Source organism: Agathobacter rectalis ATCC 33656, from assembly GCF_000020605.1.
In the GTDB taxonomy this organism is placed as follows: domain Bacteria; phylum Bacillota; class Clostridia; order Lachnospirales; family Lachnospiraceae; genus Roseburia; species Roseburia rectalis.
In genome coordinates, this window is record NC_012781.1 from 2,277,941 (window position 1) to 2,290,479 (window position 12,539).

Genomic DNA, 12,539 nt, shown 5'->3' on the forward strand with positions numbered 1-12,539 from the left:
CTCCTACATCATATAATCATCATTTGTTGCATCCATAAGGATTTTTCCAAGCTGCTTTAAATCCTTCCACATCCATCGCGGAACCAGATCCCTGACTTTGTCATAATCTTTCTTATACAGCAAATCTCTGATCATTGTACTTGAAATCTCAATATCGCTTCTGCCAAGGTTTCTGATGGTCACATTCTTTAAAATATCATCTGTAAACCAGTTTTCCGCAATCTTCGGGTCGTCGTTGTAATAGAATGTAAAGCTTTTCTCTCCAATTTCATTAGCTATGTTGTAATAGAAGAAAGAACCCCATTCCTTTACATATTGAGCTGCATCCTCCATGCTCCAGTCTGATAATGTCATAACCTTTACATCTGCACCGCTTAAATCCTCTTCCTGCAGTACGTTTTCAACAAGTCTTTTTCTGTATTCGATTGGAAACGGATTTCTCTTTGTATAGCTTTTGTTTGCACTGCCTATCACAACAAGCAGATTTTCGCACTCCGATGCGGCCTGTTTTATCATGTTCAGGTGTCCGTTATGGAATGGCTGTGCCCTTGTGAGTATCACACCGTTTTTATATTTCTTATGCACTTTAACCAGTTTACGTTCATCCATGTTAAGGTCAACATATCTGTACACAGCAGCCGGTTTTCTTCCGACAATAGGTCTCTGCGACCTGTCAAGTGAAACAAGCTGTCCTGCAATCTTCTCACGGAACACCTTTGGATGAACTTCCTTTCCTGAAAGAACCTCAAACACCTTAAGCAGGTCCGGAATGGTAAACTCACGCGGCACAAGGTTAAACATAATGCCTGTATACTCAGCCTTATTCCTTATCCTCATAAGTCCTTCCAGTATAATCTGGTCATGGTCAAAAGCAAGCTTTTCGTCTGATACGCTGACCGGAACAAAGTTTTCCACTGTGATTACACCATTTTTAAATTTCTCAGACCTGAGGGAGTATTCAATTTTAATCAAGTCGTTTGCAAACTCAAGTTTTTCATCTGCAAATTTCACATCGAACCATCTGGCATCCTTTGCGTCATCACCCGCAACGGCAGACTGCTCATATCCATATGGAAGCAGTGCAATGTATGCAATATCAATAATTCTCATACGAGGGTCCCTGTCCGGCTGGCTCATGGTATAGAGCTGCTCAAGATAAATGTCTGTAAGACCTGTTTCCTCTTTAAGCTCCCTGCACGCTGCTTCATATGCTGATTCCTTTATGTTAATAAATCCGCCTGGAAGCGCCCATTTGTCTATCTCCGGATGAGCCTTTCTCTTTATCAGAAGCACCTGCATACAGCTTAAGTCTTCCTTCATACGAAGCACCATCATGTCAACTGTAACCGATGGTCTGTCATAATCGCCCGGCTTATATTCTGCTAAAAACTCCCGTTCTGTTAATCCATTTACATCTACTTTATTCATGTGTTTAACTCCTATAATTACTTTCTGCGTTTCTTATATTTACTTTATGTGCTTATTATAGTAACTCTTAGTAACTATGTCAAGTGCTTTATAGAATTAAATATAATTTTTGCAAATTTATTATGCTTCCACAACCTGTCTGCAGGAGATGCTAATATATAAGCTCAAAAAAAGGGGATGTGAAAAAACTCGATTGAGTTTTTTCACATCCTCTTCCATTTTCTGTGTTTCATGTGCATAAATCTACAGTATCTAAACAGCTTCGCTATACATCAGGCAATTTCTTCGGAGTTACGCTTTATCTGGTTCACTATCTCCATTATCTGTTTTGCGGTACTCATATCATCTTTGAAAAGAGTTGTGATACTTCCAACTGATTTAAATGGTTCACCCATCAATACTTTATTATCTTCGATATTTCCATTTGCTACTATATAGTCCACTATCAGATTTACGAATCTCATCTGATTTATGTTCAAGCGCTCTTCTGACATAAAACAACTGAAGGCTTCGTTTACTGCCGCTCTATCTACACCGACTATTTTTCGTACTAATCTGCCTATCGGTGTCTCTCCGTATTCCTTTATATAATCTTCCTTTGAACCAAGCTCAGTCCACAGAATTCGTTCCAATTCCCTTAGATCCGTTTCTGTCAGCTTTTTGTTGTTTTTCAGCTTATACACTGACAATTTGTCACTATGCTCTTTCAGGTAAAATTCGACTTTTTTACGATAATTTTTCAAGTCATTTCCGCCATATAAAGGTTCACCCGGTGTACCATCTGTTATAGAGTCCGTGAAATTTGTATAGTATATTGGCCGTACCTGTCTGTCAAGGTACTGCAACAGACCTCTTAAAGCTTCTCTTACTGTATCAAGCTCTATTATAGTGACTTTATCCCAAAATTCATTTGTCTGGACCTTTTCGATAATCTCCTTTTTCTTTTCCACCTGTGGGATTGAGTATTTGGCAGACAGCTTTTCTGCGGTCTGAACCACTATATTCACCGGACTTTGTATGCTTTTGCTTTGCAGCAGTCCAAGATCTATACTGTATACCAGATAGTCAAATCTTCGTGCCAGCTCATCTTCCTTTTTAGGCCTGATAAGAGGTGCAATATGCTCCCTGATATCCGAAATCTCTATTGTCTCAAGATTATCCCACGATGATGAAGCCCTGAAAAACTCTACATAACGCAGATGTCTTTTCACCATAAAGCTATCGTCATTTAAGCTAATTACATCTTCCTTTAAATCATCCACAAGACTTTTTCTGTAATCTGCGTATATCTCATCACCACTGTATACCGGTGCCTGAAGCTCTCTGACAATCTGGGCTTTTGTGTTATATATTTTCTCATTGAGTGATTCTGTTATACCATTCTCCGCTCCATTTTTGTTCACGCGGAAATATTCAAAATTGTTACAGAAATCAAATATAAGAAATCTTTCTTTGTCCATACCCTCTCCAAGCAGATTAGGGCAAAGCCTGGTTCCCCTTCCAATCATCTGCCAGAACTTGGCATAGCTTTTTACCTTCTTAAAAAATACAAGATTCAAAATCTCCGGAATATCTATTCCTGTGTCGAGCATATCAACAGATACTGCTATCTGTGGCATTTTATCACTTGTGCTAAACTCATCTATCAATGAATCACTGTACTTTATACTATAATCTATCCGCTTTATGAAGTCTCCTCCATATTCCGGAAAAAGCTTATTGAAACGCTTGACTATTGCCTGCGCATGCAAAGAGTTTTTGGCAAAAATTATTGTCTTGCCAAGCTTGTCTCCACCCTCAATTTTTAAGCCCTTTTCCATAAGCTCTCTTAAAACCTTATCAATTGTATCCGCGTTAAAAAGCCATGTATTTACGGCCTCTCCTGATATATCATCACCTACAGTGTCATCATCAGAAAATGTATCCTCATACTCTTCTTTTTCCTCATCTGACAGCTCATCATAGTGAATACCGCTTTCCATTATTTTTGACTTATATTCCAGTGTAGAATAATTGACCAGATAGCCCTCTTCCACCGCTTTTTCAAGCTCATACGCAAATGTCGGAACTCCTCTTTCAAGGTCAAAGACTCCATATGTGTTTTTGTCGATTTCATTTTTTGGAGTGGCAGTCATACCAAGTAACATCGCATCAAAATACTCAAATATTTCCTGATATTTTTTGTAAATGCTGCGGTGTACTTCATCGCAGATTATGAGCTGAAAATGCCCCGGACTAAAGAGCTTCTCACCATATTTGTTTTTCCTCTCATCTATGGCATTCATCATCGTCGGATATGTAGAAAAAATCATCCTGCATGACTCAGGGTCGTCTTTATTGTCAAGCAGATTACAGCATGATAAATCAGGAAGCAGATTCGTATAATTGTTTTTTGCCTGCTTCACAAGAGCTTTTCTGTCTGCGAGGAACAGAATATTTTTCACATAATTGTGACGCCTTAATACATCAACAATACTAATGCTCACTCTTGTCTTTCCTGAACCTGTGGCCTGCACTATAAGCATCTTGCGGTGCTTATTTGTGATGGCATCACAGACTGCGGTTACAGCCTCTTTCTGATACGGTCTGTTGGTAATATCATCGCTTATCCGTATATTTTCAAGCGGAATCCTCGAAGTGCGTCCATCCATCTCAAGCTGCAGCTCTTCCTGTGTGAAAAAGCCTGAAACCTCACGCCTTGGATATCCCATATAATCATTCGTATAGAAAAATTCAAATCCATTTGTTATGAAAATAAGAGGGCGTCTATTGTATTTATTCTGCAAACAGTCAGCATACAGCTTCGCCTGCTGGCTTCCTACCATAGCATCCACAGAAGCCTTTTTAGCCTCCACTACAGCAAGTGGCAGATTATCCTTTCCCCAAAGAACATAATCCACATACCCTGTTCCTGTGCTGTTTGGCATTCCTGTAACCGGCTCCTCCTCCGTGACATTTCTGCCAATAACCCATCCTGCCTCCTTTAAGGCAACATCTATATATCTCTTGCGGGTTTCTGCCTCGCTTATCGTATCTACATGGAACTCCCTTGTCTTTACATTCTGACTACGCTTCTTTGCCATCTGCTCGCGGAGCTCTTCATTCTCCTTCAATACGCTCTCGAGCTTTTTATCCTTACTGCTTAAGCCCTCATACAGCTTCATGAGCTCATCAGCCTTTATACGCTTTTCATTACCGCTTGCAAGAATCGACTCATCATATGTCTTCTCATCGTATTCCCTCGAATATGAATAATCAATCCAATCGCAAAACTCAAACAAATCACGAAGCGCTATTATTGCTTCATCCCTGCCTATATTGTTGTTGGTATGAACTGCAACATTTCCCAAATGAATAGTATATTTGAGCATTGGAAACAGCCTTGGCTCAATTATCCTCCTAAACGTCGGCTCATGAATGAGACTTGATACATTATCTCTGTACGGAAGCGAAAGCTCCGCGTCGTATGAGAAAACAAACCTCACTGCAAGCTCAAGTGCACGCCTCGACAAAATGGCACAAGTAGCCGGTGAAATGGATAAACTTTTTTCTGCTTCAACTGCCTGCTTTGCAAAATCTGCGTATTCTTCTTTCTTTAAAAGGTAATCAAAATTTGTTTCCATGTAATCACCCCTTTTATCTTTCTACAAGCACTTTGCATCTCTTCCTGCAAAATGCAATTCCATAATACATGATATTCTGTCTGTCATTATTTAACAGATATTCCTGATATCTTCTATCCTTTATCTGTTTCAGAGCTTTTTCACAGGATTTTTCCATAGCTTTAAAATCTTTTGTGTATTTAAGCTCTGCAATAATTCCTTCATCCGGATCATCTGTCTCCACAATAATATCTGCAAAGCCCTCTCCTGCCTCAACATTTGACTTTACCAGCCAGTCCTCATTGCCACTCAAAATGCCAATAAGCAGATTATGATAGGAGCTTTCCTTTTCCTCATTTCTCGCTTTTGTGTCAAAAACGCTCACCGAATTGCTCAGCACCTTGTTTAAATACATTTCCATTATCTGTGTATTTCCATCTTTGAAAGCCTTCCAAAAGTCCTGCAACTGCTCGGTATTGGAAAATATTTTATTTCTAAACCACTCCTGTATCTGCAGCTTAAATACTTCTTTAATCTCCTTGTTCGGAATTACAAGGTTATATTTTTTGTCCTCACTTATCTTTGTATATGTCAGATAACCTGTTGTAAACAGAACACTCCATAGATTATCAATATTATTGTCTATTTCGTCATAGGTCATATCCAGACGGATTTGCTTGTCTATGGCTTCTCCCGCGATCAAACGCTCAATTTCATCTCTGGTTGTCTTACCAGCCTTATCTATAAACCTCTTAACAAGCTCATTTCCGCTTGTATTAATCCAATACGCTTCCGGTCCAGCCATTGGATCATCTTTTATTCTGTCAACATGATTGATTACATCCCACGGACAATATACATCAACATTTCCGAAATGATAACCATCATACCATTCCTTTGTCTCTGCAAACCTGTTTTCCATATGATAAAATTCCAGCAAACGCTCTACTTCCTCATCCGTAAAGCCAAAGTGTTCATCAAATCTTGTATCCGTAATAGATAAAATCTTGAAATTATTTAATCCTGTAAAAATACTTTCTTTTGAAACACGAAGACAACCTGTTAAGACAGCAAAATCCAATGCCTCATTTGTCTTTAATGCTTTTCCGAATATGGCACGTATCAAAGAAACCATCTCTTTATAATAGCCGTTCTGAAATGCCTTATCCAGTGGAACATCATATTCATCTATTAAAATAACCGTTTTTCTGCAATGGTGCTTATATAACAGCTCAGATAAAGTTTGAAGCGAAGCATACAGTGCCTCATCTCTCATTTCATATCTGCCATCCTCTAATCGGATTAAAGAAGCATACGCCGACTTATCGTCAATGTCCAGCCTGTCACTCTGCTTCAAATATGCAAATCTCTTAGCTTCCTTTGCAATTATCTCTATCATCTGATACTTTGCAGCTTGAAAATCTAGTCCTTCCACATTCTTTAAAGATAGAAATATCACAGGATACTTGCCCATATTATCATCACACAGTTTTTTGTTGTGCGATATATAAAGACCATCAAATAATTCAGAAGCTGCTCCAATTTCAAAGAAAGATTTGAGCATACTCATGTTTAGAGTCTTGCCAAAACGACGCGGTCTGGTAAAAAGGTTGACTTTTCCCCGGCTGTCAACCAACTGTTCAATAAGCTTTGTCTTATCGACATAGTAATATCCGTCTGAACGGATTTCCTCAAAGTTCTCTATTCCCACCGGTAGTTTAAGTGATTCAGTCATGCATGCTCATCTCCTTCCCTGATAAAAATAAGTGTGTAAATATAGGTTTATTATAGCATATATTGGTGCGAAGGTCATAGTATCAAATTTTGATTTGTCGACTTGTTTGACGAAGTCGGAAAACTGTTCCTGCAAATCCATCGGTGGAATAATAAACTCTTTTTCCTCAAGCTTCGATTTAGACAATATACCTTTTAATGCCATATTTATATCTTCCACAAGATAATCCTTGGACATCTGAAACAGCACATACAAAAACAGAATATTGTATTGTTCAGGTACTACTGCATTAATCTGCTGGTTAAATGCCACTGTTCTATCTGTAATGCAAACTCTACCAATACTTGCTATACTTCCAGCAATACAAGCCATAAGAATAGAATCCTTTTCAACTGTACGTCCAACATTCATACCCTTTTCAGACAAACTCTCTGTCGCTTGAGTTGGATTAAGAATTCCAGAAACAATATTATCTGTCTTTATCCATTCTATATAATCACCATAATATTCTTCTATTGCTCGTGAAGGTGTATTGCCAGTAATAACTTTGCACGTATCTTTTAACCTCTTCTTCTCGAATCCAAACGGATTACTTCTAGGGTCTCCAAACATCTCGACAAATCGGGCCTTGATGAGATTGTCTAACTCCCTAATCTCATCATTACGCTTATCTAGTATTCCCTTCACCTTTTTCAATATTTCGACTATGGATTTCTGCTCATCAACTGAAGGTAATTCGATTAATGCATCAGTCAAATTAGCTAACTTTATATACTTTATAACTCCACCAATAGCCTGTTTCCGTAATTCATCTATATAATCTTCCATAAAATAATAAAGGTATGGCATATATAACTTTCCACTTCCATTAGCTTCTATTATATATGTTCGCTGATAAGCATCAAACTTTCCATTATAATATTTAACATTTAAATCTCCATTTCCAGCAACTAACACACACTCACAATCATACGAATATGTTGATATTTTCAATGGTTCTTTTGAACAAGTAAAAAATGGATACTTTCCATCTTCTGAAGAAACATTTGCATCAAGTTTTCCTGTCTTAATCTTAGTCAAATCACCAATTTTAACTTTCATCTACATTATCCCCTACAAACACGAATTGACCTTTTCTCATTTTTACTAAGCAAGATACTTCTGATGAGCAGTTTTGACATTATTCTGATTAACCATAGCATACTGCATGGTGGTATCAATCTGGGAATGTCCAAGTATCTTTTGAACCTGTTCAATCGGCATTCCCTTATCAATAGCTCTCGTAGCCATTGAACGCCTGAATTTATGCGGATGTACTCTCTCTAAGGACAGTTTTCTCCCGAGTTTTCGCAATCGAATCTCAACACCACTTATCTTAAGTCTGTCATGTGGTGCATCCAACGTAACAAACAAGGCTTTGTTTTTATCAGTTCTGGTATCAATATAATCCTTTAAATGTACTTTTGCCTTTGCATCAAAATATACTCTGCGCTCTTTATCACCTTTTCCATAAACGATACACTCACGTCCTTCAAGATCAATATCATCTATATTCAGGTTTACCAGTTCACCAACTCTTATTCCGGTAGAATACAAAAGATCTATAATTGCCAAATCTCGCTTTTCATTACAATTATCTCTAAGCTTCTCTATTCCCTCATCAGAAATCACGCTTTTTACAACTGTTTTGGTCTTTATCTTATGAATCCTGCGCATAGGACTTTTAAGAATATAATCCTCTTCCTCGAGCCAAGAAAAGAAGCTGGAGATATTTCTTCTAACATTATCAATTGTTACATTTGAGCAATTATTGAGCTTTTGATAATCTGACAAATATTCACGTATTTCTTCCGTTGTTATTTTACGGACAGATGTTTCGGTTTGTGACAACAGATGCTGCACGGTTTCCCTATAATACTTTATTGTTCGTTCTGAACACCCCTCTATAGTTTTTGCATCAAGAAACATTTCCAAAAATTTATCATTTGCAATCTCTGCTTTCTCTGCTTCATTTTCTGCAAATGTTTGTAAAATGACTTCCTGTAATTTTTTCATCTGAGCTATTGATAAATACTCCGACATTACATTTAAAACTTTAACTATTTTTTCTTCCATGTTGATATCTCCTTTCAAAATACCAACATCCTTCTCCTGCATAAATGCAATTTATTCCGGCAATTGTATTTATGCAGCCTGTGAATAATCCATAATAAAAATTTTACTTGCGATATGCTCTACTATAGCCAATCCTGTTCTATTTTCTTCTCTAATTGTATAAACATATCATAATACTTTTCTTTGGTTTGACGTATAATATCCATTGCAATTGCCTGATTATATGCGTGTGCAACATTATTTCTCGAAACCAATGCATCCAGCCATAATTCTTCATCACTAATCATTCCTGCCTTGTAAGCTGTTTTTAAAATTGTTCTTGGCGATCCTGTTGCCCCCTCCGCATAACCAAAATTCTCTAATAGTTCTTTCATCGCCTTCCATGATTGTTCAAAACAAATTTCATATAATCCAACCATGCCAGCAATTTCCACATTTCCATATGGTTCTTTATAAGAAAAAATATCGTTTAAATTGACTAATGCTGCCTTAAAATTCTCAAATTTTTTCATATAGCACTACCCCCTCTCTTTTTATAGATTCCAACAATTCTTTTCTTACAGGCTTATCCAAGTCCACTATATCAAATTCCAACAACGTTGAAGTTGTTTCGTCTACATCCAAAATAAAATGACTACTGCTACCACCGCAAAATGCCAAATCTATATCACTTCGCTCTTTAAAATCTCCTCGCGCTCTTGAACCAAAAAGAATTACTTTTTCAACACAATTCTTCTTCGCTAGCTGGATAATTTCCTGTAATACTTTACATTTTATTCCTGTTTTTTCAAAGGTACTATTTACATCCATAAAGGCTCCTATACTACTTCGTTTCTTATCCAAAATATTTCTGCATTAAACTATCAAACAATATTTGTGTTTCATCCAATGCTTTCTGAACTGCAACTTTTGATTTGTTGACTTGGTGGACGAAGTCGGCATACTGTTTTTGTAAATCCAAAGATGGAACTGGGATCCTAATTTTCCTAATTTCAGATAAATTCAATGTTTTTTGGGCTATCCCTTTTACTTTTTCTTCTATTTGCCTCTGACAACCAGGTGACAACAGCGCACCGTGCATATAATAGCTGTTTAAAATATCACTCTTCGGTTTTAAGTATGCAATATGTCTTTGAAAAAGAAATTTTCTATCTTCAACTACAACTGCCGGATGCCCATATGAACCTACTGTCGAAAGCAATATATCACCAATTTCAATCGGAGTTCTTTTATAAAGTTCTTTATATGTTTCTGCACTAATAAATTTATCTGTATCATAAGTTACCGTATTCTTTGACAAATTAGATACCAAAATAAAAGGAATCCCCTCATGTTGGAACTTTGGCGACTGATGTGTACCATCCGTAATTATTAAACATAAATCACTTAATGAAATCATATTTGTACAATCACCAAACATCTCGACAAATCGGGCCTTGATTAACTCATCTAAAAGCTTTAATTCCCGTTTTCTTTCCTTAATAACCATTAAAACCTTATCCAAATTAATTGCTATCTCTATCTGTTTTTTTAATGGTGGATATGGAATTTCAGTTGCATCAAAATCCCTTTTAACTATATGTTTCATTGTAGCACCATGTGTTTTTTTCCCCATATCATTCAACTTATATCGAACAGCATATACAAAATAAGATTTATCAATATCAACCTTATCAAATTTCACTTTAAAAATATGTTGATTCAATAAAGCCTTTCCTCCATTCCACACATATACCCCAAGACTAGCAGACCATGAAATCAATACATCGCCATCATTTATTTCTATTTTTTTTGGATATTTGCCATTATAAAAACCTAAATCATATGAGTTACCTGTCAAATCTTGAATACGAATAATTTGTAATCCTTCTTCTCCTCTATCCTCTGGCTTAAATGCATAGCCATTAATGTATGTAGCCACATCGCCAAGTTTAATGATATCTTTAGCCATTTACTTTCACCTTTCAATATCCACCATTCTTACTCACATGCATGTAAACATGATTCAAGACACAAAAATAACCACCTCACTGATCTGGTAAACTGTGGCGGTTATTTGCAATCAATACATAATCCGGCTGACTCTCTATCTGTAGCACTTCTTTTGTATTATGCTAACATCTAATCGCCTTTTTGTCTAACATGCATTCTATTTATCAAGAATTTTACAAACACGAATTTGCTTTTACACATCCAACAGTTTCTTAAGCTCTGCCAGTTCACCCTGTATCTCACTTTCCAAAGCGTCAATCTTTCCTATTATCACATCGGTTGGCTCATATTGCACAGCCTCATAGACTATTTCCTTGTACTTATTAATTGAAAGGTCATAGTCATTTGACACAATCTCATCAACCGGAACAAAGAAGCTCTGATCCGTTCTTTTTCTGTCAGTCTCTGCATCAAGATGATTGAATCTCTCAATAATATCCGGGATATCATTGTCTGCGATTTCCTGGCGTTTGTCATCAAGGCTTAATCCATCAGCTTTCATATCATAAAACCAGACTTTGTCGGTACCACCTGAGCCTGTTTTTGTGAAAATAAGGATTGCTGTTGACACTCCTGCGTATGGCTTAAACACTCCACTTGGCATTGATATGACTGCGTCGAGCTTATTGTTTTCTATGATTTCTTTTCTGATTTGTTTATGTGCTTTACTGCTGCCAAACAATACTCCATCAGGAACAATCACTGCCGCTCTGCCACCTTTTTTTAGTATACGCAAAAATAGTGCTAAGAAAAGCAGCTCTGTTTTCTTCGTCTTTGTCACTTTAAGCAAATCTGCTGAAACCGCCTCATAGTCCAGACTTCCCTTAAACGGCGGATTTGCCAAAACTAAGCTGTATTTTTCAACATCCGTATTCTGCTCTGAAAGACTGTCTCTGTACGAAATATTAGGATTTTCCACGCCATGAAGCAACATATTCATAGCTCCGATTCGAAGCATGGTTCTGTCCATATCGTTACCATAAAACATAGTGTTATTGAAATGCTCAAGGCTCTCCTGATGAAGGAAAAGCTCCGGATGGTTTTCTCTTAGATAGCTCTGTGCTTCTATCAGAAAGCCTGCACTTCCCATTGCCGGATCAATTATTGTATCATCCGGTGCCGGTTTTACAAGCTCGACCATCATTTTTATAATGTGTCGCGGTGTTCTGAACTGTCCATTAGTTCCGGCTGTTGCAACCTTTGAGAGAAGATACTCGTATAAATCTCCCTTAGAATCTTCATCTCCCAGCTCAAGCTTATCTATTCCATCGACTATTTTTGACAGCATTGCCGCGGTAGGAATCTTGAATATGGCATCTCCCATATATCTGGCATATGCCGAATCTCCGTCCTGATGCAGATTCTTTATAAACGGAAATACACCATTTAAGACAAGCTCATACATTTCCTCTGCTGAACCGAGATTTTTAAATTTGCTCCAGCGGTATTTCTGACATTCACCCGGAAACATAGACTCATAGTCTACACCGAGAAAATTTGCCTCGTTTTCTTTTGTTGTCTCAACTTCGTCAAGCTGCTTTATAAAGAGTAAATATGTAAACTGTTCTATAACATCTAATGGATTTGTGATGCCACCTGTCCAGAATGTTTCCCATATTTTATCTATTTTATTTCTTAATTCTCCGGTAATCATTATCTGCTTCTCC

The 12,539-nt window shown here is 37.3% G+C and carries 9 protein-coding genes; all 9 read right to left on the minus strand.

Annotation, left to right across the window (positions count from 1 at the left end):
* Window positions 1-3: 3 nt before the first annotated feature.
* Window positions 4-1,428: an NUDIX domain-containing protein gene (locus EUBREC_RS10865; protein ID WP_012743233.1), complete on the minus strand. Its 1,425-nt coding sequence runs from the start codon at window positions 1,426-1,428 to the stop codon at window positions 4-6.
* A 272-nt stretch (window positions 1,429-1,700) separates the two neighbouring features.
* Window positions 1,701-5,051, minus strand: a complete 3,351-nt coding sequence (locus EUBREC_RS10870) for a DEAD/DEAH box helicase family protein (protein ID WP_012743235.1) — start codon at window positions 5,049-5,051, stop codon at window positions 1,701-1,703.
* 13 nt (window positions 5,052-5,064) lie between these two features.
* Window positions 5,065-6,765, minus strand: coding sequence for an AAA family ATPase (locus EUBREC_RS10875; RefSeq protein WP_012743236.1), 1,701 nt, complete (start codon window positions 6,763-6,765; stop codon window positions 5,065-5,067).
* A gap of 6 nt (window positions 6,766-6,771) precedes the next feature.
* Entirely contained in the window at window positions 6,772-7,866 is a 1,095-nt protein-coding gene (locus EUBREC_RS10880; protein WP_012743237.1) for a restriction endonuclease subunit S, read from the minus strand.
* A 45-nt stretch (window positions 7,867-7,911) separates the two neighbouring features.
* Window positions 7,912-8,880 carry a site-specific tyrosine recombinase/integron integrase gene (gene xerA, locus EUBREC_RS10885; RefSeq protein WP_041254153.1) on the minus strand — a complete coding sequence of 323 codons (969 nt, stop codon included), beginning with the start codon at window positions 8,878-8,880 and terminating at the stop codon, window positions 7,912-7,914.
* Between the two features lie 122 nt (window positions 8,881-9,002).
* Window positions 9,003-9,392 carry an HI0074 family nucleotidyltransferase substrate-binding subunit gene (locus EUBREC_RS10890; RefSeq protein WP_012743239.1) on the minus strand — a complete coding sequence of 130 codons (390 nt, stop codon included), beginning with the start codon at window positions 9,390-9,392 and terminating at the stop codon, window positions 9,003-9,005.
* Window positions 9,379-9,690 (minus strand): nucleotidyltransferase family protein, encoded by a 312-nt coding sequence (locus EUBREC_RS10895; protein WP_022292363.1) that lies wholly within the window; start codon window positions 9,688-9,690, stop codon window positions 9,379-9,381. Before EUBREC_RS10895 ends, EUBREC_RS10890 begins: the two co-directional genes overlap by 14 nt.
* Before the next feature lie 25 nt (window positions 9,691-9,715).
* Window positions 9,716-10,831: a restriction endonuclease subunit S gene (locus EUBREC_RS10900; protein WP_012743241.1), complete on the minus strand. Its 1,116-nt coding sequence runs from the start codon at window positions 10,829-10,831 to the stop codon at window positions 9,716-9,718.
* Window positions 10,832-11,065: 234 nt separating this feature from the next.
* Window positions 11,066-12,526, minus strand: a complete 1,461-nt coding sequence (locus tag EUBREC_RS10905; protein WP_012743242.1) for a type I restriction-modification system subunit M — start codon at window positions 12,524-12,526, stop codon at window positions 11,066-11,068.
* Between the last annotated feature and the right edge of the window lie 13 nt (window positions 12,527-12,539).